The organism is Curtobacterium sp. 314Chir4.1 (genome assembly GCF_900215175.1).
In the GTDB taxonomy this organism is placed as follows: Bacteria; Actinomycetota; Actinomycetes; order Actinomycetales; family Microbacteriaceae; genus Curtobacterium; species Curtobacterium pusillum_A.
The window spans coordinates 111,237-136,581 of record NZ_OCMI01000003.1; the positions used below are offsets into that span (position 1 = coordinate 111,237).

The 25,345-nt window shown below is 72.0% G+C and carries 26 protein-coding genes; 10 read left to right on the forward strand and 16 right to left on the reverse strand.

The genetic code is table 11. The features are described from left to right. Positions 1-124 precede the first annotated feature (124 nt). Positions 125-643, reverse strand: coding sequence for a dihydrofolate reductase (locus CRP27_RS09545; protein WP_176505542.1), 519 nt, complete (start codon positions 641-643; stop codon positions 125-127). Beyond that, on the reverse strand, positions 643-1,467 hold the full coding sequence (locus tag CRP27_RS09550; RefSeq protein ID WP_255257520.1) for a thymidylate synthase: 825 nt from the start codon (positions 1,465-1,467) through the stop codon (positions 643-645). Before CRP27_RS09550 ends, CRP27_RS09545 begins: the two co-directional genes overlap by 1 nt. A 73-nt stretch (positions 1,468-1,540) precedes the next feature. Here CRP27_RS09550 and CRP27_RS09555 point away from each other — a divergent pair, with 73 nt between their 5' ends. After that, entirely contained in the window at positions 1,541-2,452 is a 912-nt protein-coding gene (locus tag CRP27_RS09555; RefSeq protein WP_097180475.1) for a TIGR01777 family oxidoreductase, read from the forward strand. Between the two features lie 119 nt (positions 2,453-2,571). Here the strand turns inward: CRP27_RS09555 and CRP27_RS09560 are convergent, their stop codons facing one another. Then, a complete protein-coding gene (locus tag CRP27_RS09560; RefSeq protein WP_097181002.1) occupies positions 2,572-2,982 on the reverse strand; it encodes a tetratricopeptide repeat protein in 411 nt (136 codons plus the stop codon). A gap of 54 nt (positions 2,983-3,036) precedes the next feature. Continuing rightward, the gene (locus tag CRP27_RS09565; protein ID WP_255257521.1) at positions 3,037-3,783 is read right to left on the reverse strand and encodes a 4-hydroxy-tetrahydrodipicolinate reductase; all 747 of its coding nucleotides are present in this window, start codon (positions 3,781-3,783) and stop codon (positions 3,037-3,039) included. A gap of 23 nt (positions 3,784-3,806) precedes the next feature. On the opposite strand from CRP27_RS09565, the gene CRP27_RS09570 reads away from it, so the two are divergent. After that, positions 3,807-4,286, forward strand: coding sequence for a GNAT family N-acetyltransferase (locus tag CRP27_RS09570; RefSeq protein WP_097180477.1), 480 nt, complete (start codon positions 3,807-3,809; stop codon positions 4,284-4,286). Here the strand turns inward: CRP27_RS09570 and CRP27_RS09575 are convergent. Together CRP27_RS09575 and CRP27_RS09580 are read right to left on the reverse strand one after the other, a co-directional pair. Further along, positions 4,283-4,885: a histidine phosphatase family protein gene (locus tag CRP27_RS09575; RefSeq protein ID WP_097181003.1), complete on the reverse strand. Its 603-nt coding sequence runs from the start codon at positions 4,883-4,885 to the stop codon at positions 4,283-4,285. The genes CRP27_RS09570 and CRP27_RS09575 overlap by 4 nt on opposite strands. A gap of 8 nt (positions 4,886-4,893) precedes the next feature. After that, complete coding sequence (locus CRP27_RS09580; RefSeq protein ID WP_097180478.1) at positions 4,894-6,228, reverse strand: pitrilysin family protein; 1,335 nt, start codon at positions 6,226-6,228, stop codon at positions 4,894-4,896. A 248-nt stretch (positions 6,229-6,476) separates the two neighbouring features. On the opposite strand from CRP27_RS09580, the gene CRP27_RS09585 reads away from it, so the two are divergent. Together CRP27_RS09585 and CRP27_RS09590 are read left to right on the forward strand one after the other, a co-directional pair. Then, positions 6,477-7,124: a TetR/AcrR family transcriptional regulator gene (locus tag CRP27_RS09585; protein WP_097180479.1), complete on the forward strand. Its 648-nt coding sequence runs from the start codon at positions 6,477-6,479 to the stop codon at positions 7,122-7,124. Positions 7,125-7,370: 246 nt separating this feature from the next. Next, a complete protein-coding gene (locus CRP27_RS09590; protein WP_097180480.1) occupies positions 7,371-7,898 on the forward strand; it encodes a YbhB/YbcL family Raf kinase inhibitor-like protein in 528 nt (175 codons plus the stop codon). A 187-nt stretch (positions 7,899-8,085) separates the two neighbouring features. On the opposite strand, the gene CRP27_RS09595 is transcribed toward CRP27_RS09590, so the two are convergent. Further along, the gene (locus CRP27_RS09595) at positions 8,086-10,359 is read right to left on the reverse strand and encodes a polyribonucleotide nucleotidyltransferase (RefSeq protein ID WP_097180481.1); all 2,274 of its coding nucleotides are present in this window, start codon (positions 10,357-10,359) and stop codon (positions 8,086-8,088) included. Positions 10,360-10,637: 278 nt separating this feature from the next. On the opposite strand from CRP27_RS09595, the gene CRP27_RS18225 reads away from it, so the two are divergent. Next, positions 10,638-11,825 carry a hypothetical protein gene (locus CRP27_RS18225; RefSeq protein ID WP_097180482.1) on the forward strand — a complete coding sequence of 396 codons (1,188 nt, stop codon included), beginning with the start codon at positions 10,638-10,640 and terminating at the stop codon, positions 11,823-11,825. 10 nt (positions 11,826-11,835) lie between these two features. On the opposite strand, the gene CRP27_RS09605 is transcribed toward CRP27_RS18225, so the two are convergent. From CRP27_RS09605 to CRP27_RS09620, 5 genes are all read right to left on the reverse strand, one after another. Continuing rightward, on the reverse strand, positions 11,836-12,765 hold the full coding sequence (locus tag CRP27_RS09605; protein ID WP_217990722.1) for an FAD:protein FMN transferase: 930 nt from the start codon (positions 12,763-12,765) through the stop codon (positions 11,836-11,838). Further along, complete coding sequence (locus CRP27_RS18365) at positions 12,762-13,025, reverse strand: hypothetical protein (protein WP_217990723.1); 264 nt, start codon at positions 13,023-13,025, stop codon at positions 12,762-12,764. Before CRP27_RS18365 ends, CRP27_RS09605 begins: the two co-directional genes overlap by 4 nt. 107 nt (positions 13,026-13,132) lie before the next feature. Then, positions 13,133-13,798: a CE1759 family FMN reductase gene (locus tag CRP27_RS09610; RefSeq protein ID WP_255257522.1), complete on the reverse strand. Its 666-nt coding sequence runs from the start codon at positions 13,796-13,798 to the stop codon at positions 13,133-13,135. 121 nt (positions 13,799-13,919) lie between these two features. Continuing rightward, complete coding sequence (gene rpsO, locus CRP27_RS09615) at positions 13,920-14,189, reverse strand: 30S ribosomal protein S15 (protein WP_070416523.1); 270 nt, start codon at positions 14,187-14,189, stop codon at positions 13,920-13,922. 101 nt (positions 14,190-14,290) lie between these two features. Continuing rightward, positions 14,291-14,737 (reverse strand): VanZ family protein, encoded by a 447-nt coding sequence (locus tag CRP27_RS09620; protein ID WP_176505543.1) that lies wholly within the window; start codon positions 14,735-14,737, stop codon positions 14,291-14,293. 102 nt (positions 14,738-14,839) lie between these two features. On the opposite strand from CRP27_RS09620, the gene CRP27_RS09625 reads away from it, so the two are divergent. From CRP27_RS09625 to CRP27_RS09635, 3 genes are read left to right on the forward strand one after another with little or no spacing between them, the layout of a single operon-like run. Next, complete coding sequence (locus tag CRP27_RS09625; protein ID WP_097180485.1) at positions 14,840-15,883, forward strand: glycoside hydrolase family 6 protein; 1,044 nt, start codon at positions 14,840-14,842, stop codon at positions 15,881-15,883. Positions 15,884-15,918: 35 nt separating this feature from the next. Next, complete coding sequence (locus CRP27_RS09630; protein ID WP_097180486.1) at positions 15,919-16,968, forward strand: M4 family metallopeptidase; 1,050 nt, start codon at positions 15,919-15,921, stop codon at positions 16,966-16,968. Between the two features lie 27 nt (positions 16,969-16,995). After that, entirely contained in the window at positions 16,996-17,268 is a 273-nt protein-coding gene (locus CRP27_RS09635) for a protealysin inhibitor emfourin (RefSeq protein WP_097180487.1), read from the forward strand. Positions 17,269-17,321: 53 nt separating this feature from the next. Here the strand turns inward: CRP27_RS09635 and CRP27_RS09640 are convergent, their stop codons facing one another. The 3 genes from CRP27_RS09640 to CRP27_RS09650 all read right to left on the reverse strand — a co-directional run bounded on the left by CRP27_RS09640 (position 17,322) and on the right by CRP27_RS09650 (position 20,895). Beyond that, a complete protein-coding gene (locus CRP27_RS09640) occupies positions 17,322-19,565 on the reverse strand; it encodes an ATP-binding domain-containing protein (protein WP_176505544.1) in 2,244 nt (747 codons plus the stop codon). Positions 19,566-19,687: 122 nt separating this feature from the next. Next, a complete protein-coding gene (locus CRP27_RS09645) occupies positions 19,688-20,524 on the reverse strand; it encodes an aldo/keto reductase (protein WP_097180489.1) in 837 nt (278 codons plus the stop codon). Beyond that, complete coding sequence (locus tag CRP27_RS09650; protein ID WP_022908613.1) at positions 20,524-20,895, reverse strand: FKBP-type peptidyl-prolyl cis-trans isomerase; 372 nt, start codon at positions 20,893-20,895, stop codon at positions 20,524-20,526. Before CRP27_RS09650 ends, CRP27_RS09645 begins: the two co-directional genes overlap by 1 nt. A 48-nt stretch (positions 20,896-20,943) precedes the next feature. Between CRP27_RS09650 and CRP27_RS09655 the strand changes: the two genes are divergently transcribed. Both CRP27_RS09655 and CRP27_RS09660 read left to right on the forward strand, forming a co-directional pair. Beyond that, entirely contained in the window at positions 20,944-22,263 is a 1,320-nt protein-coding gene (locus tag CRP27_RS09655) for an MFS transporter (RefSeq protein WP_097180490.1), read from the forward strand. 189 nt (positions 22,264-22,452) lie between these two features. Continuing rightward, entirely contained in the window at positions 22,453-23,541 is a 1,089-nt protein-coding gene (locus CRP27_RS09660) for a YihY/virulence factor BrkB family protein (protein ID WP_097180491.1), read from the forward strand. Positions 23,542-23,722: 181 nt separating this feature from the next. On the opposite strand, the gene CRP27_RS09665 is transcribed toward CRP27_RS09660, so the two are convergent. Beyond that, positions 23,723-25,222: an aspartate ammonia-lyase gene (locus CRP27_RS09665; protein ID WP_097181005.1), complete on the reverse strand. Its 1,500-nt coding sequence runs from the start codon at positions 25,220-25,222 to the stop codon at positions 23,723-23,725. Between the last annotated feature and the right edge of the window lie 123 nt (positions 25,223-25,345).

The window sequence follows — 25,345 nt, forward strand, 5'->3', positions numbered from 1 at the left end:
CAACCAAAGTCGACTCGAACCGCGCAAACCCGTGGTGCGCGGTGATTTTGGTTGTGCGGGGCCGCCGCGAACCGCGGCGCGGCCGCCCGCGGCGCGCCCGCGGCGCGCCCGCGCGGCGCCCGCGCTACGCGCGCCGGCGCCACTCGAGGAAGCGGTAGCGAGTGCCGTCGGCGCGGGACTCCTGCCACGGCCCCTCGTCGACGAGGAACCAACCGTCCGCCTCGGCGAGCGCCGGCGCGACCGTGTCACCGGGGACCTCGACGTCGATCACCGTCTCGGACACCCGGTCGGCGAAGGGTACCCCCGCGGCGTACACCTGCCCGCCGCCGATGATCCAGACGGGTTCGTCGGTGTCGAGTGCGGTCGCGAGGTCGTGCACCACCTCGGCACCTTCGGCCTCCCACGCCTCGTCACGGGTGAGCACGACGTTCCGGCGCCCGGGCAGGGGACGGAAGCGCTTCGGCAGCGAGGCCCAGGTCCGGCGGCCCATCACGACGGTCGCGTCCCCGGTCACCTGCCGGAAGTGCGCGAGGTCCTCCGGCACGTGCCACGGCATCCCACCGTCGGCGCCGATCACGCCGTTCGTCGAGCGCGCCCAGACCATGCCGATCCCGCGCACGGGCTCGGTCCAACCGGCCGACATCAGACGGCGACCGCGGCCTTGATCGCGGGGTGGTGGTGGTAGCCGACGACGGTGAAGTCCTCGTACTCGTAGTCGTCGATCGAGTCGCGCGGGGCGAGCTCGAGCGTCGGGAGCGCGTACCCGGTGCGGGACAGCTGCTCCTCGACCTGCTCGACGTGGTTGTCGTAGACGTGGCAGTCGCCGCCGGTCCACACGAACTCGCCGACCTCGAGCCCGGTCTGCGCCGCGATCATGTGGGTGAGCAGCGCGTACGAGGCGATGTTGAACGGGACGCCGAGGAACATGTCCGCGCTGCGCTGGTAGAGCTGGCACGAGAGCTTGCCGTCGTTGACGTAGAACTGGAAGAACGCGTGGCACGGGGCGAGCGCCATCTCCGGGATGTCCGCGACGTTCCACGCCGAGACGATCAGGCGGCGGGAGTCGGGGTTGGTCTTGATCTGCTCGATGACCTGGGCGATCTGGTCGACGTGCTCCCCCGACGGCGTCGGCCACGAGCGCCACTGCACGCCGTAGACCGGGCCGAGGTCGCCGTCCTCGTCCGCCCACTCGTTCCAGATCCGGACGCCGTGCTCCTGCAGCCAGCGGGCGTTGCCGTCGCCACGGAGGAACCAGAGCAGCTCGTACGCCACCGACTTGAAGTGCACGCGCTTCGTCGTGACGAGCGGGAAGCCCTTCGACAGGTCGTAGCGGAGCTGTGCGCCGAACAGGCTGCGGGTACCGGTACCGGTGCGGTCGCCCTTCGGGGTCCCCTCGGTGAGGACGCGACGGAGCAGGTCCTCGTACGGGGTCGGAACGGAGGCGTCGGGCAGCACGGTCTCGGTCACACCAGGAAGCCTACGACGAGCCGGGGACATCCACGGGCAGGCGATCCACGGGCAGCTGAGTAGCGTGAGCGTCATGACGACAGAGCCGCTCTCGATCCTGGTCGCCGGTGCGTCCGGCTTCATCGGGACCCCGCTCGTCCGCGCGCTGCGCGAGGCGGGACACCACGTGACGACCCTCGTCCGGCGTGAGCCGCACACGGCGACCGAGTTCCGCTGGTCCCCCGGCAGCCGGAAGCTCGACCCGGCGATCCTCGACGGCGCCGACGTGGTGATCAACCTCGCCGGGGCGAACATCGGCAAGCTCCCGTGGACCGAGACGTACAAGCAGGAGATCCTCCGCTCGCGGGTGACGGCCACCGAGACCCTCGTCGAGGCGATGCGCCACGCCACGACCCCGCCGCCGCTGTTCCTGTCCGGTTCGGCCTCGGGCATCTACGGCGACCGTCCCGCCGACGTCCTGCAGGACGACGCCGCCGCGGGCTCCGGGTTCCTCGCCGACGTCTGCACCGCGTGGGAGGCCGCCGCGAACGCCGCACCAGAGAGTGTCCGCGTCGTCACCCTGCGCACCGGCATCGTCGTCGGGAAGGGCGGCGGCGCGCTCGCACCCCTCGTCCCGCTCACGAAGGCGGGACTCGGCGGACGGCTCGGCACCGGCGGGCAGCACTGGCCGTGGATCGCACTCGAGGACGAGGTCGGCGCGATCGTGCACCTCGCGACGAGCCCGGACGCCGCCGCCGTGGCCGGACCGGTGAACCTCGCCGGGCCCGAGGCCGCCGTGGCCGACCGCATCACGAAGCGCGTCGCCGAGGACCTGCACCGGCCCTACCTGTTCCGGATCCCGGAGTTCGCCCTCCGACTGCTCCTGCAGCAGGCGGCGGACGAGATGCTCCTGTCGAGCCAGCAGATGAGGCCGACGAAGCTCCTCGAGTCCGGTTACGCGTTCCGCTACGCGCGTGCCGAGGACGCGGTCGACGCCGCGTTCTGACGCACCGACGGACCGGACTGGAGGCGCGGTGCCAGCTGGCACCGTCCTCCCTCGCAGGCTCGGTCGGCGCGGCTCGCGTGGCGCTGGCGCGCCACCGCTGAGCGAGCCGCGCCCGTCCGTCAACCGCGTGCCCTGGTGAGCGCTTCGCGCATCGCGGCACGCGCCCGCTTGCGGTCACCGGCGGCGTCGTAGACGACGCCGAGGCGGTACCACCCACGCCAGTCCGTCGGATCGGTCTCGACGGCGGCCTTGTACGTGGGGAAGAGCTCGTCGGCGGCCTCGCGCGTCGGTCGACCCGAGGGTCGCACGGGGACCACGTCTGCCGGCGCCGCGCCCTCGCGTTCGAGTCGCGCGCCGAGCCGGGTGATGCGGAGCCCGAAGCGGAACTCCAGGACGAGCAGCAGCGCGCCGATCGCCGCGACGACGAACAGGGCGACGCCGATGCCGATGCCGATCGGGATCCCGGTCGCGATGAACGCCACCGCGCGCTGCCCGACGAGCACGATGTAGAGCGCCAGCAGCACCGCCATCAGGGCGGCACCCCAGAACGGCGAACGGAGCGACCGGGTCAGGCGCACGGCGGGTCAGCCGATGCCGAGGACGCTGCCGAGGCCGACCGTCAGGCCCCGCATCGAACCGACGGCGGACAGCGCCGCGCGGATGCCCGCCACGTAGGCGACGTCGTCGTTCGTGTCGTGCCGGATCGTCAGGGTCTCGCCGGGGCCGCTCAGCAGGACGTCCTGCACGGCCTTCACGCCGGGCAGTCGCAGCGAGTGGATCGGGATGCTCGCGACCTGCTGCCCGCGAGCGCGCTGGTCGACGTGCGGGGCCTCGACCGGACCGACCTCGCGCCGGGCGTCGGCGATGAGCTCGGCGGTGCGCACCGCGGTGCCGGACGGGGAGTCGATCTTGCCGGCGTGGTGGGTCTCGACGATCTCGACCGAGGGGAACCACGGCGCCGCGATCGTCGCGAGGTGCGTGCCGAGCACCGAGCCGATCGAGAAGTTCGGCACCACGAAGACACCCTGCTCGGGACGCGACTCGAGTCCGGCGCGGAGCTTCGCGAGCCGGTCGCCGGACCAGCCCGAGGTGCCGACCAGCACGTTCGCGCCGCTCGCGAGGGCGGTGTCCACGATGGCGGGGCTCAGCGCGGGGACGGTCACGTCGACGACGACGGCCGCTCCCCCGAACACCGACGGACCGGCTTCGTGCGGGCCGTCCTTCGACGACAGGCTCGCGACGAGCTCGAACTCGGGCAGTTCCTCGACCACGGCGGCCACGAGGCCCCCGAGACGACCGGTGGCGCCGACGACGGCGACGGGAGTGACCATGTCCACCATCCTAGGATCGACGCATGACGCTCGAGGTCAGGACCGTGCCGGCAGACATCCCCGAGGTCGACGAGCTGCTCGACGCGTACCTCGACGAGCGCGAGGCGACGTTCCCGAGCGCGCAGGGCACCTACTCGCGGAAGCGCACCCCGGCGGCCGAGTTCACGCCACCGAACGGGGTGTTCGCCGTCGCCTACGACGACGGCCTCGCGGTCGGGTGCGGCGGGCTCCGGCGCATCGCGGACGACGGCGCCGACGTCCGGTTCGAGGTCAAGCACGTGTTCGTGACGCCCGCGGGCCGCGGGAAGGGGGTCGCGACGGCACTGATGGACACGCTCGAAGCCGCCGCGTCGGGGCTCGGGGCGACCGCGATCGTCCTCGACACGAACGACTCGCTCGTCGCCGCGGGCGCGATGTACCGGGGCCGGGGCTACGCGCGGGTGCAGCCGTTCAACGACAACCCGAACGCCACCGCCTGGTACCGCAAGCCCGTCCGCGGCTAGACCGGCTGATCGACCGGCAGCCCGGTCCGCAGCTCGACCGGCAGGTGCGCCAGGTCGTTCAGCGCCACCACCTCGGCGGGCTTGGCCGACCGGATGCGGATGATCGTCAGCGCGGTGTGGGCGACGTTCGTCCCCATCCACCGCCACTCCGGTGCCTGGAACGCCTCGCGCACGAACCAGCCGATCACGGCGTTGTGCGTGATGAGGAGGTCGTGCCGGTCCTCGCGCGCGGGCGTGAACCACTCGGCCACGGCGTCGCCCATCTGGGCCTGCCCGGCGACGATCTCCTCTTCCGTGATGCCGCCGTACCAGCCCTGGTAGGCGTGCGGCATGTCCGGCGTCGGCCCGGAGGGGATGCAGTCGAACAGCAGCGTCGAGGGCTCGGGCTGGATCGCCGGGAGTCGCTGCGACAGGAACGAGGCGGTCTCGCTCGGGGCCTCGAGCGGCGAGTGGTAGACGCCGTCGAACGGCACGCCGCCGAGCCGGTCGGCGACGAGCATCGCCTGCCGCTTGCCGCGCTCCGAGAGCTTGCCGTCACGCAGCCCGTGTTCCGCGTCCTGGTGCTCGCCGTGCCGGACGAGGTAGAGGTAGTGCGACATGTCGGTGCTCAACCGCCGATCCCGATCGCGGCCGCGAGCTCGTCCTGCTGCACCGCACCGACCACGGAGGTGATGGTCGGGCGGGTCAGGAGGTCGCGCGCCAGTTCGAGGACGTCGCCCGTGGTGACCCGGTCCACCCGCTCGAGGGCGGTGGCGAGGTCGGTGAACTCCCCCGTGCCGAGCTCCGACCGACCCAGTCGGGTCATCCGGGCGTCGGAGTCCTCGAGCGAGAGCGTGAGCGCCCCCTCGATCTGCCCCTTCGCGCGGCGGAGTTCGTCGGTGGTGATGCCGTCGTCGACCATCCGGCGGAACTCGGCGTCGACGATCTCGATGACCCCGGCGACGTTGTCGGGGGCGCAGCCGGCGTAGACGCCGAACGCACCGTTGTCCAGGTAGGCGGGCGCGAACGAGCTCACCGCGTAGGCGAGGCCACGGCGCTCGCGGACCTCTTGGAAGAGACGGGAGCTCATGCCGCCGCCGAGCACGGCGTTGAGCACGCTGAGGACCGGCCGTCGCTCGTCGCGGAGGTCGAGCCCCTGCGAGCCGCGCAGCATGCTCACCTGCTCGGTCGGACGGTGCACGACCGAGAGCTTGGGGATCGCCGGGTCGGCCACGGGCTGCGGGGTCCGTCGGGCGAGCGGGGAGGCCTTCGGGGCGCCCTGGAACACGGCCTCGACCAGTTCGCAGAAGCGGTCGTGGTCGATCGCACCGGCGGCGGTCACGACGATGCCGTTCGGGGCGTAGTGCTCGCGGTAGTGCGCCAGGACCTCGTCACGCCCGACCGCACGGATGCTCTCCGGGGTGCCGCCGATCGGCCGACCGAGGGCGTGCCCGTCGAACGCGGCGGCGAAGAAGGCCTCGCCCGCGACGTCGGCCGGGTCGTCCGCGGCCATCGCGAGCTCTTCGAGGATCACGCCGCGCTCGACGTCGAACGCCGCGGACTCGAGCACGGAACCGGTGACCATGTCACCGATGACCTCGATCGCCATCGGGACGTCGGCGTCCCGCACCCGCGAGTAGTAGCAGGTGTACTCCTTCGCGGTGGCGGCGTTGTGCTCACCGCCGACCGAGTCGAACGCGATCGCGATGTCGAGGGCCGAACGCTTCGCGGTGCCCTTGAACAGCAGGTGCTCGAGGAAGTGGGTCGAGCCGTACTGACCGGCCCGTTCGTCCCGGGAGCCGACCCCGACCCAGAACCCGAGGCTCGTCGAACTCGCTCCGGGCATGGCCTCGGTCAGGACCCGGACGCCCGAGGGCAGGACGGATCGGCGGACGAAGGCGCCCCCGGACGTCAGGAACGACGTGTCCGGGGCCTCGAGCGGCAACGGCACTGGGTGGTTCATCGCAGACGAGCCTACTGACCCCGGAGTGCCCGTCGCCCAGTTTCGACAGGCGCACACCGTGTCACTCGAAGTGGGGTACATCCGAGGAGGATAGAAAGACTCGTCTGTCTGTCCTCCTTGTGGTACAGTTCTTCTACCGGATCGAAAGCCCCCCTAGATTTCGATCCGGTGGCTCGGGACATCAGTCCTGCGCGACGTACGAGTCCCCCCACTCAGTCGCGGAGCCGATGAGTCCAAGGAGCCACGCTGTGACGGTCGATTCCCCCCAACCGGCCGTCCAGCGTCTCCTTGGCCCGAGCACGAACCTCGCGTCGTCGGACGGGTCGAGCGTCCCCCCGGCTCCCCGCTCCGGCGGCGCGAAGGTCCGCGTCCTCGAGACCGCCACGCGACTCTTCTACGAAGAGGGCATCCACAGCGTGGGCGTCGACCGTCTCATCTCCGAGGCGAGCGTCACGAAGGCGACGTTCTACAAGCACTACGGGTCCAAGGACAACCTGATCCTCGCCTACATCCGGACGCAGCACGAGCGCGTGCAGCAGCGGATGGAGCAGCTCATCGCCGACGCCGACTCCCCCGAGCTGGCCGTCCGCGCGTGGGTCGCCGCCCTCGCCGACGAGGTCAACGACCCCGACTTCCGCGGCTGCGCGTTCCTCAACGCCGCCGCCGAGTACCACGACCCCCGCGACCCCGTGCGCGAGGTCGTCGCGATGCACCGCGACTGGTACACCGAGCGCCTGGCCGACCTGCTGCAGGACGCCGGACACGCCCTGCCCGGCGACGGCGCGGACGAGCTGATGCTCGCGCGCGACGGCGCCATGTCCGGCGCGTACGCCGGTGACGCGATCGCCGCGACGGCGGCCCTCGGCCGCGTCGTCGAACGCGTGCTCGCCGCCTGACGCGGGTCGCGTCCGCGAAGGCGACCGCCCGACGGCCTGGAGGCACCGGTCGGCCCCGCCCCGCGCCTCCAGGCCGCACCGCCACCACGCCGGCCGGCCCGCGCCGGTCCGCCGCGAAAGCGACAGCGTGCCGCCGGATCTCCGCGTGCATCTGTCGCTCTGCCGGCTGGGACCGCGCAGCTTCGCGGCCGAGTGTCGCTCTCGCGCACCGAGCGTGAGCCGAGGCGGCGGGTGTTGGCTGGGCGCATGGCCAACGATCCCAACTGGAACCTCCCCGAGGTCCCCTCGTTCACCCTGACCAGTCCCGACTTCTCCGACGGCGACGTCCTGCCCGAGTGGGCCCGCGGCGGAGACGCCGGCGGCGAGGACCGCTCCCCCGCGCTCGAGTGGTCCGGTGCGCCCGAGGGCACGCAGAGCTTCGTGCTCACGGTCTACGACCCCGACGCCCCGACCGGCTCGGGCTTCTGGCACTGGAGCCTGACGGACATCCCGGCGAGCGCGACCGGGCTGCCCGCCGGTGCCGGCACCGACGACGCGCTGCTGCCCGCCGAGGCGCTCCGCCGTCGGAACGAGTTCGGCACCGACACCTTCCTCGGTGCCGCCCCGCCCGCCGGACACGGACCGCACCGGTACTTCTTCACGCTGAGCGCGCTCGACGTCCCCGTGCTCGAGGCGCCCGCGGACGCCACGCCCGCCGTGGTGGGGTTCGTGCTGCGGGAGCACCTGCTCGGCCGTGCGCAGCTCGTCGGCACGCAGGAGACCCCCGCCGCCTGACCGGCACGCCCGGCGCCCGGCACCCGGCGCCGAGACTCGGCGTCAGCGACAGTTCTCGGGCCCCGGCGCCCGAGAACTGTCGCTCAGCGCGAGTCTCAGCACAGCCGGCGCCCCGCGCCCGCGAACGGCGAACGGCCGCCGCCCCGGAAGGGACGGCGGCCGTTCGTGTGCCAGGACGCGGGAGGGATCAGCCCTCGGCCGGGTCCTCGCCGTGGGCGCGGACCGTCTCCACCGGCGCGGCCTCGGCCTCGTCGGCGACGACCGGCGCGAGCGAGAGCTTGCCGCGGTCGTCCACCTTGGTGACCTCGACCAGGATCTTCTGGCCGACGCCGAGGACGTCCTCGACGTTCTCCACACGCTTGCCACCGGCGAGCTTGCGCACCTCGGAGACGTGGAGCAGACCGTCGCGGCCAGGGAGCAGCGACACGAAGGCACCGAACGTCGCGATCTTGACGACCGTGCCGAGGAACTGGTCCCCGATCTCCGGGTTCGTCGGGTTCGCGATCGCGTTGACCTGGGCACGGGCAGCCTCGGCCGACGGACCGTCGACGGCGCCGATGTAGACGGTGCCGTCGTCCTCGATCGAGATGTCGGCGCCGGTCTCGTCCTGGATGCCGTTGATCGTCTTGCCCTTCGGGCCGATCAGCTCGCCGATCTTGTCGACGGGGATCTGCACGGAGATGACGCGCGGCGCGGTGTCGGCCATCTCGTCGGGAGCGTCGATCGCCTCGTTCAGCACACCGAGGATCGCGGAGCGCGCTTCCTTGGCCTGCTTGAGGGCGGCGTCGAGAACCGACGAGGGGATGCCGTCGAGCTTCGTGTCCAGCTGGATGGCCGTGACGAAGTCCGAGGTGCCGGCGACCTTGAAGTCCATGTCGCCGAGCGCGTCTTCCGCACCGAGGATGTCGGTCAGCGCCGCGTAGCGGGTCTGGCCGTCGACGGTGTCGGAGACGAGGCCCATCGCGATGCCCGCGACCGGGGCCTTGAGGGGCACACCGGCGTTGAGGAGCGACAGGGTCGAGGCGCAGACGGAACCCATCGACGTCGAACCGTTGGAGCCGAGGGCCTCGGACACCTGACGGATGGCGTAGGGGAACTCCTCGCGCGACGGCAGCACCGGCACGAGGGCGCGCTCGGCGAGGAAGCCGTGCCCGATCTCGCGACGCTTCGGCGAACCGACACGACCGGTCTCACCCGTCGAGTACGGCGGGAAGTTGTAGTGGTGCAGGTAGCGCTTCTTGGTGACGGGCGACAGCGAGTCGATCTGCTGCTCCATCTTGAGCATGTTCAGCGTGGTGACGCCCAGGATCTGGGTCTCGCCGCGCTGGAAGATCGCCGAACCGTGGACGCGCGGGATCACGGCGACCTCGGCGTCGAGCGGACGGATGTCGGCGAGGCCGCGACCGTCCATGCGGACCTGCTCGGTCAGGATGCGGCCGCGGACGACCTTCTTCGTGACCGACTTGTAGGCACCGCTGACCTGGCCGTTGGCGCTCTCGGGGAGCTCACCGGCCGACACCTTCGCGGCGATGGCCTCCTTGACGCGGGCCTTCAGGGCGTCGTCGGCGTCCTGACGCTCGAGCTTGCCGGCGATCTTGTAGACGTCGCCGAGCTCGGACAGCGCGATGGCCTCGACCGCGTCGTAGACCTCGGGGGCGTACGGCGGGAAGACCGGGTAGTCCTGGATCTCCTTGGCCGACTGGGCGGCCATCTTCGCCTGCGCCTCGACGAGCTGCTTGAGGAACGGCTTCGCTGCCTCGAGGCCCTGCGCGACGACTGCCTCGTCGGGCTTGGTGGCGCCGCCCTGGATGAGGTCCCAGCTGTGCTCGGTGGCCTCGGCCTCGACCATCATGATCGCGACGTCCTCGTTGCCGGCCTCGTCCGTGACGACACGGCCCGCGACGGTGAGGTCGAAGACGGCCTCGGCGAGCTGCGACGCCTTCGGGAACGCGACCCACTGGTCACCGATGAGCGCGAGGCGCACACCGGCGATCGGGCCGGAGAACGGCAGACCGGAGATCTGCGTCGACGCGGACGCGGCGTTGATCGCGAGCGCGTCGTAGAACTCGTCCGGAGCGATGCTCAGGACGGTGATGACGATCTGGACCTCGTTGCGGAGGCCGTCGACGAACGACGGGCGCAGCGGCCGGTCGATGAGTCGGCAGACGAGGATCGCCTCGGTGCTGGGACGGCCTTCGCGACGGAAGAACGAACCGGGGATCTTGCCGGCGGCGTACGAGCGCTCCTCGACGTCGACGGTCAGCGGGAAGAAGTCGAATCCTTCACGCGGGTGCTTGCCGGCACTGGTGGCCGAGAGGAGCATCGTGTCCTCGTCGAGGTACGCGGCGACCGCGCCCTGTGCCTGCTGTGCGAGCCGACCGGTCTCGAACCGGACGGTGCGCTTGCCGTACTTGCCGTTGTCGAGAACGGCCTCGGCGAACTTGATCTCGGGACCCTCCAAAAGGGTGCCTCCTTGAAGTGTTCGGCAGGCTGGGGCCACGGCACCCGATGGTGCGTGCGCGCCGAAGGGATCGGGACGCATGTCTGGCCAGCAGTAGAAGCACTCGGGAAACCGTCCGGCCCGCGAGCCACCACCGATGACCAGCTCCGTGCCCGGCCTGCGCAGTGTTTGTCTGACGCCCGGGGAAACGGTCCCCGGACGTGATGGACTTTACCAGTCCGCAGGGAATCGGCGGCGAGGCTCACGGCGAACGGGCGTGTCCTCGGTACCCTGCTGCCATGCGCCTCACCCCCACCCGGGGCTTGTTCGTCGCGGCCGCAGTGGTCGTCGGCGCGCTCGTCGCCCCCGTCGTCACCGCTGTCCCGGCGACCGCGACGGAGTACCCCAGCTGGCAGGACGTCGAGCGCGCGAAGGGCAACGAAGCGTCCAAGAAGGCCGAGGTCTCCCGCGTGCAGGCCGCGCTCGAGGCGGCGCAGGCGGCCGCCGCGGCGAAGTCGCAGGCGGCGCTCGACGCCTCCGAGAAGGCGGACCGGGCCGAGGCGGACCTGGCCTCCGCCACCCAGGCCGCCACGAGCCTCCAGGCCCAGGCCGACCAGGCGGCGAAGACCGCCGACCGTGCGCAGCAGCGCGCCGGTCAGCTGGCGGCCAACCTGTACCGCGACGGCAGCTCGAACGAGATGACCACCCGCATCGCGACGGCGAAGAACCCCGACCAGCTGCTCTACCAGCTCGGCGCGCTCGACCAGCTGTCGTCGACGTGGGCCGGCGTGATGGACGACGCGTCCGTCGCCGCGAAGACCGCGTCGTCGCTGCACGACCAGGCGACCCGCGCCGAGGACGAACGCGCCGACCTGGCCGACGCCGCCGAGACGAAGGCGAGCGCCGCGAAGTCGGCGGAGGCCGTCGCGAAGGCCGCCGTCGCCGACACGCAGGAGCACAGCGACGAGCTGTACGCGCAGCTCGCGTCGCTGAAGAACACCACCGCTTCGACCGAGCAGCGCTACCAGCTCGGCGTGCAGGTGGCGGCGCAGAAGGCCGAGCAGCAGCGGAAGCGCCAAGCGGCGGCGGACGCGGCAGCGGCGACGAACACGGCCGTCCCCGTGACGAGCGGCGGCTCGGGGTCGTCCTACCCGAGCTCGAGCGGCGTGGTGGTCGACCCGGCCGCGGCACAGGCCTACGCCCGGAGCGCGATCGGCTCGTACGGCTGGGGCTCCGACCAGTTCTCGTGCCTCGTCTCGCTGTGGACGCAGGAGTCCGGCTGGCGTGCGAACGCCCTGAACGCGTCGAGCGGGGCGTACGGCATCCCCCAGTCGCTGCCGGCGAACAAGATGTCGGTGGCCGGCGCGGACTGGCGGACGAACGCGGCGACGCAGATCAACTGGGGCCTGGCGTACATCCACGACGCCTACGGCTCGCCGTGCGGGGCGTGGAACCACGAGATGAGCGTCAACCCGCACTGGTACTGACCAGCGCACCTCAGGCGGCGCGGGCGTCCTCGTCCGGCCAGCCGCCGACCCGGACGACCGAGCCGTCCGCCGCGACCAACCGTGCCGCTCGACCGCTCTGCCGGAGCACCGCGACCGCACCGTGCCCACGTACCACCGCCGCGGTCGTCAGGGTGTTCGCCGACACGCACGACGGCTCGACGACCGTGACCGAGCGCCAGACCGGTTCGGCCGGCAGCCCCCACCGCGGGTCGAGGATGTGGTGCCGGGCGTGCCCGTCCTGGTCCCACCGGCGCTTCTGCGTGCTCGAGGTCGCGACCGACCAGCCGGCGGCGATCCGCACTCGGTCGGCCGGGTCGTCGTCGAGGTCCTGCACCCGCACCTGCCACCCGCCGGACGGATCCGGGCCGGCGGTGGCGACGTCACCGCCGAGGGAGACGAGCGCGCCGATGCCGAGCCGGGCGGTGATGCTCGCCGCGGCCATGTCGGCCGCCGCGGCCTTCGCAGTGGCACCGAGGTCGAGCGTGACACCTTCGGGCACACGGAGGAAGGTGCCGGAGAGCAGCACCCGCTGCCAGGCGGGGCGGCCGTCGAGCTCGCGGGCGACCGCCTCGGGTGTGGGCACGGGCGGCGCGTCGGCGAACGCGGCGTCGTAGCCGAGGGAGACCATGCGGGCGCCGAGCGTCGGGTCGACGTCGCCGTCGGAGACCCGGGCCGCGTCGATCGCCTGGTGCACGAGCGAGGCCAGGAGCGGCGAGACCTCGGCGCCGCGGACGAGCTCGGCGGAGCGGGAGACCAGTTCGGAGTCGTGCCGGAAGCGGCTGCACGCGGCGTCCACGGCGGCGGTGACCTCGCGGACGCAGGCCTCGGCGGCCGCGAGGCGGCGTCGGTCCCGGTGGTCCAGGACGACGCGGGCGGTGGTGGTCCAGAGCTCCCACTCGGCGGCGGCGCGCACGGTCACGATCCCGTCGTCGTGGCGTCCGAGTCGCCGGCGCTGCTGCCGCCCTGCGTCACGCCCTGGTCGGTCGCCGTCCCGGTGTCGGTCGACGACTGCGTGTCGGTCGAGGTCTGCGTCTCGGAGGTGGAGCCCTCGGTCGTCGAGGCCTGCTCGTGCCCGAACCACAGTCCCACGCCCGTGACCGCTGCGACGATCACCCCGCCCACGCTCACGAGCGCACTCGTGGTCAGGCCGCCTCGCCTGCCGTTCCCGCTGGTGTCCATCGGTCCTCCTCGTCGTCATGACGAGGTTCCCGAGCGCGCCGGTGAACGACCCAGGTGTGGGCTGCACCCGGCCCCGGCGACCCCTGTGGGCCGTCTAAGAGACTGGGTCAGTGGCCGAGGCCACCGAGCAGGGACGCGAAGTCCGCCGTCGCGGGGAGCGCGTCGGCTTCCTGCGGGGTCCGCCTGGAGGCACGGATCGCCCAGGCCAGGTCGTCTCCCGCCCGGCGGATGCGTCCGTCCAGGGCGGCGGAGTCGCCCGCGCTCCCCCAGTCGTCCGTCGCGGCGAAGACGCCGGTCGGCACCACGGCGGCACGGAGGTAGGCGAAGACCGGGCGCAGGCCGTGCTCGATCGCGAGCGAGTGCCGTGCGGTCCCGCCGGTCGCTCCGAGGAGGACGGGCATGTCGGCGAGTGCGTCCTTGTCGAGGACGTCCAGGAAGGACTTCGCCAGCCCGCTCACCCCGGCGGTGAAGACGGGCGTGACGAACACGACCGCGTCGGCCTCGACGACGGCCGCCATGGCCGCGGACAGTGCCGGGGCCGCGAACCGGGTGAGCATCGCGTCGGTGATCTCGTGCGCCAGCGGACGCAGGTCGACGTGCAGGACCGTCGCCGCGCCTCCAGACTGTCCGTCGCGACCGGGGGTGGCGAGCGACGCGACGGTCGCCTCGGCCAGGCGGTCGGCGAGCAGGCGGGTGGAGCTGGGCTCGGAGAGCCCGGCGGAGACGACGGCGATGGTGGTCATGGTGAGTCCCGACTTTCGATGCGTTTGCATGAACATCGTACTCAACCGAGGTCCTGGTGCAACCATTCCCGCGCGATCCCGCTCGGAACGGAAGAACGCCCCGGTCCTCACGAGGAGGACCGGGGCGTCCGGTCAAGCGTGGGTCGGTCGACTAGCGACGCAGGCCGAGGCGCTCGATGAGCGCACGGTAGCGGGCGATGTCGACGTCGGAGAGGTAGCCGAGGAGACGGCGACGCTGACCGACCATGAGCAGCAGACCACGACGCGAGTGGTGGTCGTGCTTGTGCTCCTTGAGGTGCTCGTTCAGGTCGTTGATGCGACGAGTCAGAACGGCGACCTGGACCTCGGGGGATCCGGTGTCGCCCGGGTGGGTCGCGTACTCTTCGATGATCTCCTGCTTGACCTTCGCGTCAAGTGCCATGGATGATCCCCTTCCTGTCCGTTGCGCGGTGCCCGTACCGAATGCACGAGCGCTCTTTGTCCGCGGCCGTTCGACGGCAACCGCCCAAGACTACCAGAGTGTCAGGCGGTCCGAGCACGCAGTCGGCGGCGTCGCGGCGCGGGCAACAGGCTGCGGAAGAGTCCGACGAGCGTCGCACCGAGCAGACCGCCGAGGCCGTTCGAGAGCACGTCGCGCGGGTCGGCCACGCGGTACGGCAGGTAGGTCGCCTGCGCGAACTCGATGCCGGTGGAGAGCACGACCGCGACGACGGCGCCGAGGATCCACCAGCGACGCGGGAGCCAGAGCGCGGCGAGCATCCCGACGGGGACGAACATGGCGATGTTCGCGAGGAACTCGGTGCGCTCGTAGGTGAACCACGTGCCGTGCGGGAGCTGCTGGACCCAGGCGATCGCGTGCAGGACGAGGGAGTTCTGCGCCGACGTGAACACCTGCGGTGTCAGTGTCATCCGCCAGATCACCCAGGCGTACGCCGCGGTCAGGGCGAGGAGGAGGAGCTTCCGGAACATCCCGCCAGTCTGCGGGATGGTCCTGACAGGAACCAGCGCCACGCCTGGGGGAACGCCCGGTGTGGCTGGGCGTTCCCCCTCCCCACCTGCGAGCATGGGCGTATGCCGAGTGTCGAGGGAACCCGTGCACGTCGCAGTTCCGCCCGTCGTCAGTGGACGTGGATCGGGATCGCGGCGGTGGTCGTGGCGGCCCTCGTCACGACGCTCGTGCTCGTCCTGCCCCGCGGATCCGGCACCGACGGCCGGCACGTCGCCGAACGGAAGTCCGCCTCGGGGGCGTTCCCCGGAGGCCTCGCCCGGCAACCGGCGGACGAGAACCAACCGGGCAAGCGCGAGTCCCAGGCGCGGGCCGACGGGGACGACGCGACGGCCGCCAAGATCGCCGTCATCGCCGACCAGCCGATCGCGACCTGGCTCACGAACACCTCGGTCACGGAGACCCGGCAGACGATCCGCGACGTGGTGCGGAGTGCCGAGGCCCAGCGGAAGACCCCGGTGTTCGTCCTCTACAACGTGCCCGACCGCGACTGCGGCAGCTACTCGAAGGGCGGGACACAGGCCGACGAGTACCTGCCGTGGGTCCGGTCCGCCGTGCGGGCGATGGCGGGCTCCCGGGCGGTCGTCCTCGTGGAACCCGACGCCATCGCCCAGATCCAGGTGTGCAAGCGCCTCGAGCAGGACCGGCTGCCCCTGCTCCGGAAGGCCGTCGACGAACTCACCGGGCACGGCCTCACCGTGTACCTGGACGGCGGGAACGAGAACCGGGTGCCGACCGCGACGATGGCGAAGTGGCTCCGCGCGGCCGGGGTCGACCGGACGCAGGGCTTCTTCACGAACGTGTCGAACTTCTACCGCGTCGACCAGGAGCGCGCCTACGCCGACCAGCTCGCCGACGCGATCGGCGACGACCCGCACTTCGTGATCGACGTCTCGCGCAACGGTCAGGGGTGGCGCGGCACGTGGTGCAACCCGGACGGCGCGGGGCTCGGGCAGGCGCCGCACGTGACGCGGGGCTCCACGCGGCTGGACGCGCTGCTCTGGGTGAAGACCCCCGGCCTCAGCGACGGCACGTGCAACGGCGGACCCGCTGCCGGGCAGTGGTGGGAGTCGTACGCGCTCGGGCTGGTGGAGAACCGCAAGCGCTGACCGTCCCTGTCGGTGCCCGGTGGTTGCATGACGCCATGACCCCGACCGACCGTGTCCGATCCGTCGTCCCGCCGTACCTGCTCCGCGCCGTCGCCGAAGCCCGCGCGTTCCCCCGCGCGGCCTCGGCCGCCCGGACCGCCCTCGCATCGCTCGACACCGTGCAGCGCCCGAAGCACGAGCACCGTGCCCGTCCGCAGGGCGTCAGCGGCACGGTCGACCGGTCACCGCAGCGCACGATCTCCGACGCGCACGGCAGCACGACGCTGCCCGGCACCGCCGTCCGGCACGAGGGCGACCCCGACTCCGGCGACGCCGCGGTGGACGAGGCGTACACCGGCCTCGGGGCAACGCACGCGTTCTGGCTCGACGTCTTCGGCCGGGTGTCGATCGACGGTGCCGGACTCCCCCTCGACGCCACGGTGCACTACGGGCAGGACTACGACAACGCCTACTGGGACGGCAGCCGCATGGTGTTCGGCGACGGCGACGGCGAGGTCTTCAACCGCTTCACGATCGCCGTCGACGTCATCGGCCACGAGCTCGCCCACGGCGTCACGCAGTACACCGCAGACCTGACGTACCAGGGGCAGTCGGGCGCGCTGAACGAGTCGATCAGCGACGTCTTCGGTTCCCTCGTGGCCCAGTACGCCGCACACCAGACCGCCGACCAGGCCTCGTGGCTCATCGGCGAAGGGCTCTTTACGGCCGCCGTGCGCGGGGTCGCCCTGCGCTCGATGCGCGCTCCCGGCACCGCCTACGACGACCCGGTGCTCGGCAAGGACCCGCAACCCGCGACGATGGCCGGGTACGTCGACACCACCGAGGACGCCGGCGGGGTGCACACGAACTCGGGCATCCCGAACCACGCGTTCTTCCTGGCAGCGACCGCGATCGGCGGCAACGTGTGGGACGGGGCCGGAGCCGTCTGGTGGGACGCCCTGACCTCCGACGCCGTCACCGCGTCGATCGACTTCGCCGGGTTCGCGACCGTGACGGTCGACGCAGCCGCTGCCCGGTTCGGTGCGGACTCGTCGCAGCACACCGCGGTGCAGGACGCCTGGCGGTCGGTGGGCGTACTCGACTGACCCGGGCGCCGGGCGTACGGTCGGGGCATGCGCATCGACGTCCGCCGCACCGGGGGGCTCGCTGGCCTCTCACAGGGCTGGTGGGTCGACACCGACGCCTGCGACGACCCGTCCGACTGGTCGAACCTCGTCGACTCTCTGCCCCGCGACGCCCCGAGCGCTCCGGCGCCGGGCGTCCGCGACGACTACACGTGGACGATCACCGTCGAACGGACGACCGTCACGATCCCTGGCACCCGCCTCGACGGCCCGTGGGCGGCTCTGGTCACGCGCGTGCGCGCCGAGGGCACCCCGACCTGACGGACGCGCCGCGCGCCTCCCGTCCGCCGGTCACGACGTGACGCAGCCGGCGCTCACGCCACGTCGACGACCGTCAGCCGCCGCGTCGGACGCGTCATCGCGACGTAGACCGCGGCGGCGGCCCGGGCCGCGTCCGCCCCGACCCGCTCCGGGTCGACGAGCAGCACGCCGTCGAACTCGAGGCCCTTGGCGTCGGCACCGGTCAGCACCGTCACCGACCCGGGCCGCGGCGACCCGAGCGACCGGACGTCCGCCTCGGTCCGGGCGAGGCGCTGCCGCACGGCGTCGACCTCTGCCTCGGGCACGATGACGCCGATGGTGCCGGCGCCGATGTGGTCCCGCTCGGAGTCGACGACCGACGCGACCGTGTCGAGCAGGTCGGCACGTGCCGTCTGCAGCCGCACCACCGGGTCGCCGTCGCGCACGGCCTCGTTCCGGGTCACCGAGAGCCCGGCCGCGTCGGCGAACTCCCCCGCGGCCTGCACGATGGAGCGCGGCGTGCGGTAGTTCACCGTGAGTTCCTCGACACGGTGCGCGATCGGCACCTGCGGCGCACGGCCCCGGCGACGGCGAGCGAGGGCGCCGATGGCGTCGTCCCAGGTGCGCGCGGCACCGGGCGACGAGCCCTGGGCCATGTCGCCGACGATCGTGAACGACCGCAGCGGGTTCCGACGGGCCAGCACCCGCCACTGCATCGGGGAGAGCTCCTGCGCCTCGTCGACGACGATGTGCCCGTAGGTCCACTCGCGGTCCTCGGCGGCGCGCTCGGCGGTGCTCCGGGCGTCCCCGCCCTCGGCGAAGGAGCCGGCGACCTGCTCGGCGGTGACGATGCCCTCGACGCCCATGTTCTCGATCGCCTGACGGGCGTTCTCGATGTCGCGGTTCCGGCTCGCCTTCGCCGCACGCTTCGCCGCGCCGCCGGTCGGGTCGAACGGGCCGAGGAGCTCGGCGGCCTCGTCGAGGAGCGGGACGTCCTCCACCGTGAACGCGGTCCCACGCGCACGCAGCAGCAGGGCACGGCGCTCCGGGGTCCAGTGCGGGGTGAGCGACGCGAGCCAGTTCGGCCGGGCGTAGAGGTCCTCGAGGAACTTGTCCGGCGGCAGCGGCAGCCACGCGGTGTTGAGCAGCACGCGGGCGTCGTACGACGAGCGGATGTCCTCGCGCAGCACCTTCTCGTCCGCCTCGTCGACCGCGGTGCCGCGGGCCCGGAGCTGGTCGGCGAGCAGGCGGGTCATCGAGTCGAGCGCGATCTTGTTGAACGTGACCCGGGCGACGTTGTGCGGCTTGCCGCGGTCCTGCGCACGCTTCATGGCGTCGGCGACGAGCTCGGGCGGCACGACGAGCCGTTCGCCCTCGACGTCGAGCGTGACGGACTCGGTGGGGACGACCTGCCGCGACCGCACGGCACGGCGGAACAGCTGGGCCATCTCGGCCGAGCCCTTCACCGCGGCGACGTCGCGCTGGTCGTGCTTCGTGGCGTGCACGCCCGGGTAGAGCGACCCGAGGGAGGCCATCACCACACCGGTCTCACCGAGGGACGGCAGCACCTGCTCGATGTAGGTCAGGAACGCCGGGGACGGACCGACCATGAGCACGCCGGAGCCCCGCAGCCGCTCGCGGTAGGAATACAGCAGGTACGCGGCCCGGTGCAGCGCGACGGCGGTCTTGCCCGTGCCGGGCCCGCCCTGCACGATGAGGACGCCCTCGAGCGGGGAGCGGATGATCCGGTCCTGTTCGCCCTGGATGGTCGCGACGATGTCCGTCATCCGACCGGTGCGCTCGGCGGTGACGGCCGCGAGCAGTGCGCCCTCGCCCTGCAGGTGCGTGCGTTCGTCGTCGTACAGGGTGGCGTCGAAGACCTCGTCCTCGATGCCGACCACCCTGCGCCCGTCGAGGGTCAGGTGCCGGCGCGCACGCATGCCCATCGGGTGCGCGGCGGTCGCCTGGTAGAAGGCGCTGGCACCCGGGACGCGCCAGTCGAGCAGGAGCGGCCGGTGCTCGCGGTCGCGCAGCCCGACGCGGCCGATGTACCGGAAGGCGTCCTCGTCGCTGTCGGGCTCGGAGACCTCGAGCCGCCCGAAGACCAGCCGGTCCCCCACGCGCTCGAGCGTCGCCATGGTGTCCTCGTAGAGCCGTGCGTAGGCATCGCGCTCGCTGCGGCTCTGGTGGTTCCCGCCGACCGCCTGACGGCGGGTCTCGGCGAGTCGCTGCTCGGCCTCGGCGGTCAGCTCGTCGAGTCGGGCGAAGAGCCCGTCCACGTAGCCACGCTCGCGGTCGATCTCGGTCGGTTCGGACACACACAACCCTTCGGGAAAGAGGGGTGTCCAGTGTAGTCCCGCGCGACCGACATCACGGACTGACGGACGGGAGGCGCGGTGCCAGCCGGCACCGCGCCTCCCGTCCGTCAGACGCGAAGCGTCTACATCTCTTCGTGCGTGTCCGGGTCGCCGTCCCAGAGGCGGCCGCGCTCGAGCGCGGAGATCGCCGCGACCTCGGCGTCGGTCAGCTCGAAGCCGAAGACGTCGAGGTTCTCGCGCTGCCGTGCCGCGTCGCCCGACTTCGGCACCGGGACGGCACCGATCTGGACGTGCCAACGGAGCACGACCTGACCAGGGGCGACCCCGTGCGCGGCGGCCGCGTCGACGATCGGCTGCTCGGTGAGGAGCTCCGACCGCTTCGCGAGGGGGCTCCAGCTCTCGGTGACGATCCCGAGCTCCTGGTGGACCTTCCGCAGTGCGGCCTGCGGGAAGTACGGGTGCAGCTCGACCTGGTTCACGGCGGGCGCGACCCCGGTGGCGTCCACGATGCGACGGAGGTGCTCCGGCGTGAAGTTCGAGACGCCGATCGAGCGGACCTTGCCGCTGTCACGGAGGTCGACGAACGCCTTCCAGGTGTCGACGAACTTGTCCACCGACGGGTTCGGCCAGTGGATGAGGTACAGGTCGACGTGGTCGAGGCCGAGGTTCCCGAGGGTCTCGTCGATCGACCGGTGCGCCTCGTCGTAGCCGTGGTGGCGGCCCGGGAGCTTCGACGTGACGACGAGGTCCTCACGCGCCACCTCTGACTCTCGGACGGCCCGGCCGACGGCGTCCTCGTTGCCGTAGTTCAGCGCCGTGTCGAGCAGCCGGTAGCCGCCCGAGATCGCGGTGCCGATCGCCGCAGCGCCCTCGTCGCCGTTCAGGCCGTAGGTGCCGAGACCGAGCTCGGGGAACCGGTGGCCGTCGTTCAGCTCGATCGTCGGGGCACCGACCTGCATCAGCGGACCCCGAGCAGGTCGATCACGAAGATCAGGGTCTTGCCGGAGAGGAAGTGTCCGCCGCCGGCCGGGCCGTAGGCGAGCTCCGGCGGGACGACGAGCTTGCGGCGCCCGCCGACCTTCATGCCGGGGATGCCCTCCTGCCAGCCGCGCACCAGGGCCGCGAGGGGGAAGTCGATCGGCTCGCCGCGGTTCCAGGAGCTGTCGAACTCCTCGCCTGTCTCGTACTCGACGCCGGCGTAGTGGACCTTGACGGTCGAGCCGGCGGACGCCACGTCGCCGGAGCCCTCGACGATGTCGGTGACGACGAGCTCGGTGGGGGCCGGGCCCTCGGGGGCGTCGAACTCGGGCTTGCTGTTCAGGTCAGTCATGCCGCAAGTCAACCAGAGACGGCGGACAGCCCCCAGAATGGTTCCACCGTGACACCATCGACTCCCGCACCGCCGCGACGCCGCATCCTCGCCGACCTCACCCCGCTCCGCCGGTCCCCCGCCTTCGCCCGGCTCTGGGCCGGCACCGCCATCGCCGGCATCGGCACGCAGATGACCACCGTGGCCGTCGGCCTCGAGGTCTACGAGATCACCCACTCGACCTTCGCCGTGGCGCTCGTCGGCGTCATCGCCCTGCTGCCGATGATCGTCGCCGGACTGTACGGCGGCATGCTCGCGGACGCCTTCGACCGGCGCACCGTCGCGGTCGTCTCCTCGATCATCGCCTGGGCCGCGGTCGCGTTGATCGCCACGCACGCCTGGCTCGGGCTGCACAGCGTCGCGCTGCTCTACGTGCTCGCGACCGTGAACGCGGTCGCCGCGACCGTCAGCAACGCCGCACGCTCGGCGATCGTGCCGCGTCTGGTCGGCACCGACCTGCTGCCCGCGGCGAGCGCCCTCGGCGGGATCGCGGCCGGGTTCCAGGTCACCGTCGGTCCGGCGGTCGCCGGTGTGCTCATCGCCGCGGTCGGGTTCGCACCGACGTACACGATCGACGTCGTCCTGTTCACGTTCGCCTTCCTCGGCGTCTTCACCCTGCCGAGGATGCCCGCCGACCACGGTGCCCTCCGACCGGGGCTCAGTTCCCTGATCGAGGGCGCACGGTTCCTCCGACGGTCCCGCAACATCACCATGACGTTCGTCCTCGACATCTGCGCGATGACGTTCGGGCAGCCGCGCGTCCTGTTCCCCGCGATCGGCGCCCTGGTGATCGGTGGCGGGTCGATCACGGTCGGCACGCTGACCGCCGCGTACGCGATCGGGGCCCTGCTCTCGAGCGTCTTCTCCGGCCCGCTCGGACACGTCCGCCGCCAGGGCGAGGCCGTCGGCTGGGCCATCACGGCGTACGGCGGCGCGATCGCTGCCTTCGGCGTCGTCATCGCTCTCGCTGGCGTGCTCGGCGGTCGGTCCGGCGAAGCGTTCTCGGTCGGCATCCTGCCCGCGCTCGGCCTCGCCGCGCTGTTCCTCGCCGCCGCCGGCGGTGCGGACAACGTCAGCTCGGTGTTCCGCAACACGATCCTGCAGGCGGCGTCGCCGGACGGGATGCGTGGGCGCCTGCAGGGCATCTTCATCGTGGTGGTCACGGGTGGCCCGCGGCTCGGTGACCTGTACGCGGGCCTCGTCGTCGCGGCGGGCATCGCGTACCCGCCGATCATCGGCGGTGTGCTCATCATCGGCCTCGTCGCGCTGCTCCTCCGCCTGGTGCCGAGCTTCCGCCGCTACGACGCGCTGCACCCCCACGCCAACTGACGCCCGGGATTCGGGCCCGCTCCGCCGAGACTCGGCCGCAGCGACCGTCCTCGGGCCTCGGAGCGCGTGATCCGTCGCCCAGGCCGAGTCTCGGCAGCGGCCGCCGGACCGGACCCCCACCGGCCTGGAGGCGCGTGGCGGCGCCGCCCCGCGCCTCCAGGCCGTCACGTGTCGGGTACCGTACAACGCATGCCGGACAGCGCATCGCGCGACCTCCAGCGGACGGGAGTCCGCGCCGTCGTCCGGCGCACCTACCACTCGGTGATCCGGCACCGCGTCGTCGACGCGGCCGCCTCCCTGACGTTCTTCGCCCTGCTGACGGTGTTCCCCACCGCGCTCACGGTGGTGTCGGCGTTGTCGGTGGTCGACCGGCAGGGCGACAGCCTGTCGGACATCATCGAGGTGCTCGGCTTCATCGTGCGCCCCGAGACCGCCGAGCACCTCGAGACCCCGCTCCGACAGCTGCTGACGCTCGACAACCCCTGGCTCGGGTTCTCCACCGGGGTCGTCCTGACGCTCTGGTCGCTGTCCGGGTACGCCACCGCGTTCGGCCGGGCGATGAACACGGCGTACGAGGTCGAGGAGGGCCGGCGGATCTGGAAGTTCCGCAGCATGATGCTCCTCGTCACGCTGCTCGTGATGGTCGGCGGTGCGATCGCGATCGTCATCCTGCTCGGGACGCCGACGATCTCCGCGGCGGTGATCCGACAGCTCGGGTGGGCGCCGTGGATCGACGACCTGTGGAACGTCGCGAAGTGGCCGGTCCTCGCGGCGGACCTCGTGGTGATGGTGGCGACGCTCTACTACGCGACGCCGAACGTGAAGACGCCGCAGTTGCGATGGGTGTCCGCGGGTGCCGGGTTCGCGATCGTGACCTGGGCGATGGCGACGCTCGGGTTCGCGATCTACGTCGAGACGATCGGCGGCGGCAACAAGGCGTACGGATGGCTCGGCGGCGCGATCCTGCTGCTCGTGTACCTGTACATCTCGAACTTCGTGCTCGTCGTCGGCGGGGAGCTCGACTCCGAGGTGATCCGGATGCGCCAGCTGCTCGCCGGCATCGAGGCGGACGAGTCGATCCGGCTGCCGCTCCGCGACGTCACGCGGAACTTCACGCTGGCACGGTGGCGGGACGCCGACATCGCGGCCGCCCACCACGTCCGGACCGCCGCCATGCAGCGCATCGACGAGGGCGCGTCGCCGGAGCCGGACGAGCAGCGGGAGCACCTGCGGGAGATGTCCCAGCAGGTGCGGGCCGGCGAGTCCCCGCTGCCGTAGCGCGCGCCGCACGCCGCGCCGCGCTGCGCATCGCACGGTGCGAGGCCCGCATCCGCAGTGTGCGAGGTTCCGCGCAGTGTGGGACCCGCGCGGCCCCGCACACTGGTCGGAACCTCGCACCGTAGGCGCCTCGCACGGTGCGACCTCGCACGCGACCTCGCACGGTGCGAGGCGCGCGCCGTCAGTCGCGCCGGGTCTCCCGCGCCGCGGCGTCGAGCATCTCCTCGGTGACCACCGGGATCGCCCCCGTCGCGAGTTCGATCCCGGACAACCGCGCCGGGCTGAGGACCCGCTGCACCTGGTCCTCCTCCATCAGCCCCGCCGCGATGACGAGCGTGGCGATCGGCGTCGAGGTCGTCAGCGCCGTGTGCGCGATCGACGCCGCCGCCGCGTACCCGATGTACGGCGTGAGCGCCGTGACGACGCCGACGTTCGTGTCGACCTGCGCCGCGAGCTTCGCCTCGTTCGCCTCGATGCCGACGACGCAGTGGTCCCGGAGCGTCGCGCAACCGTTCGCCATCCACTGCAGGGACTGCATGATCGAGTGCGCGATGATCGGCTCGAAGGCGTTGAGCTGCAGCTGCCCGCCCTCGGCCGCCATCGTCACGGTGGTGTCCGCACCGGCGACGGCGAACGCGATCTGGTTCACCACCTCGGGGATCACCGGGTTGACCTTGCCGGGCATGATCGACGAACCCGCCTGGCGAGCCGGCAGGGTGATCTCGCCGAGCCCCGCCTGCGGTCCCGACGCGAGGAGCCGCAGGTCGTTGCAGATCTTCGAGAGCTTCGCGGCGCTGCGCTTCACGGTGCCGGACAGGGTCATGAAGGCGCCGGCGTCGCTCGTGGCCTCGATGAGGTCTGGAGCCGTGACGATGTCGAGGCCGCTCGCGACCTGCAGCTGCCGACGGACCTCGTCGCGGTACTGCGGGTCCGCCGTGATGCCCGTGCCGATCGCCGTCGCGCCGAGGTTCGTCTCCGCCAGCAGCGGCATCACCGTGCGGAGCAGGACGACGTCCTCCTGGATGGTGTGCGAGAAGCCGGTGAACTCCTGGCCGAGGGTCATCGGCACGGCGTCCTGCAGCTGCGTGCGGCCGATCTTCAGGACGTCGGCGAAGGCGCGCCCCCGCTCGGCGAACGCGTCGGACAGGAGCGACAGCTGCTCCGTGAGCCGCTGCACGCCGAAGATCATCGCGAGCTTCACGCTCGTCGGGTACGTGTCGTTCGTGGACTGGCTGCGGTTGACGTGGTCGATCGGGTGCAGGTACCCGTAGTCGCCCTTCTCGCGGCCGAGGAGCTCGAGGGCCCGGTTCGCGAGCACCTCGTTCGTGTTCATGTTCGTGCTGGTACCAGCACCGCCCTGCACCACGTCGACGACGAACTGGTCGCGCAGGGCGCCGTCCCGGACCTCCTGCGCAGCGCGGTCGATGGCGTCGGCCCGTTCGGCGTCGAGCACCCCGATCGCCTTGTTCGCCCGGGCGGCGGCCTGCTTCACGGTGGCGAGGGCCTCGATGAGGTCCGGGTACACCGCGATCGGCACCGAGGTGATCGGGAAGTTCTCCAGCGCGCGGAGGGTGTTGATGCCCCAGTACGCGTCCGCCGGGACCTCCCTCGAGCCGAGCGAGTCGGTCTCCGTGCGGGTCTGGGCGCGTTCGTGGGTCTGTGCTGCTTCGTTGCCGGTCACGCCCACGAGGGTAGCCCGTCCAGCCGGTCGGGTCCGGGCCCCCGCGTGCGCGGGCGCGTCGCGACCTGCGTGGACGACGCGGGTCGCGCCGTGGACGCACGCAGTGACGGCCTGGAGGCGCGG

Coding starts and splice junctions, on each gene's coding strand:
- CRP27_RS09545 (WP_176505542.1), bottom strand. CDS start 643: ATGTCGGCCGGTTGGACCGAGCCCGTGCGCGGGATCGGCATGGTCTGG.
- CRP27_RS09555 (WP_097180475.1), top strand. CDS start 1,541: ATGACGACAGAGCCGCTCTCGATCCTGGTCGCCGGTGCGTCCGGCTTC.
- CRP27_RS09560 (WP_097181002.1), bottom strand. CDS start 2,982: ATGGCGGTGCTGCTGGCGCTCTACATCGTGCTCGTCGGGCAGCGCGCG.
- CRP27_RS09565 (WP_255257521.1), bottom strand. CDS start 3,783: ATGGTCACTCCCGTCGCCGTCGTCGGCGCCACCGGTCGTCTCGGGGGC.
- CRP27_RS09570 (WP_097180477.1), top strand. CDS start 3,807: ATGACGCTCGAGGTCAGGACCGTGCCGGCAGACATCCCCGAGGTCGAC.
- CRP27_RS09575 (WP_097181003.1), bottom strand. CDS start 4,885: ATGTCGCACTACCTCTACCTCGTCCGGCACGGCGAGCACCAGGACGCG.
- CRP27_RS09580 (WP_097180478.1), bottom strand. CDS start 6,228: ATGAACCACCCAGTGCCGTTGCCGCTCGAGGCCCCGGACACGTCGTTC.
- CRP27_RS09590 (WP_097180480.1), top strand. CDS start 7,371: ATGGCCAACGATCCCAACTGGAACCTCCCCGAGGTCCCCTCGTTCACC.
- CRP27_RS18225 (WP_097180482.1), top strand. CDS start 10,638: ATGCGCCTCACCCCCACCCGGGGCTTGTTCGTCGCGGCCGCAGTGGTC.
- CRP27_RS18365 (WP_217990723.1), bottom strand. CDS start 13,025: ATGGACACCAGCGGGAACGGCAGGCGAGGCGGCCTGACCACGAGTGCG.
- CRP27_RS09610 (WP_255257522.1), bottom strand. CDS start 13,798: ATGCAAACGCATCGAAAGTCGGGACTCACCATGACCACCATCGCCGTC.
- rpsO (WP_070416523.1), bottom strand. CDS start 14,189: ATGGCACTTGACGCGAAGGTCAAGCAGGAGATCATCGAAGAGTACGCG.
- CRP27_RS09620 (WP_176505543.1), bottom strand. CDS start 14,737: ATGTTCCGGAAGCTCCTCCTCCTCGCCCTGACCGCGGCGTACGCCTGG.
- CRP27_RS09625 (WP_097180485.1), top strand. CDS start 14,840: ATGCCGAGTGTCGAGGGAACCCGTGCACGTCGCAGTTCCGCCCGTCGT.
- CRP27_RS09630 (WP_097180486.1), top strand. CDS start 15,919: ATGACCCCGACCGACCGTGTCCGATCCGTCGTCCCGCCGTACCTGCTC.
- CRP27_RS09635 (WP_097180487.1), top strand. CDS start 16,996: ATGCGCATCGACGTCCGCCGCACCGGGGGGCTCGCTGGCCTCTCACAG.
- CRP27_RS09645 (WP_097180489.1), bottom strand. CDS start 20,524: ATGCAGGTCGGTGCCCCGACGATCGAGCTGAACGACGGCCACCGGTTC.
- CRP27_RS09650 (WP_022908613.1), bottom strand. CDS start 20,895: ATGACTGACCTGAACAGCAAGCCCGAGTTCGACGCCCCCGAGGGCCCG.
- CRP27_RS09660 (WP_097180491.1), top strand. CDS start 22,453: ATGCCGGACAGCGCATCGCGCGACCTCCAGCGGACGGGAGTCCGCGCC.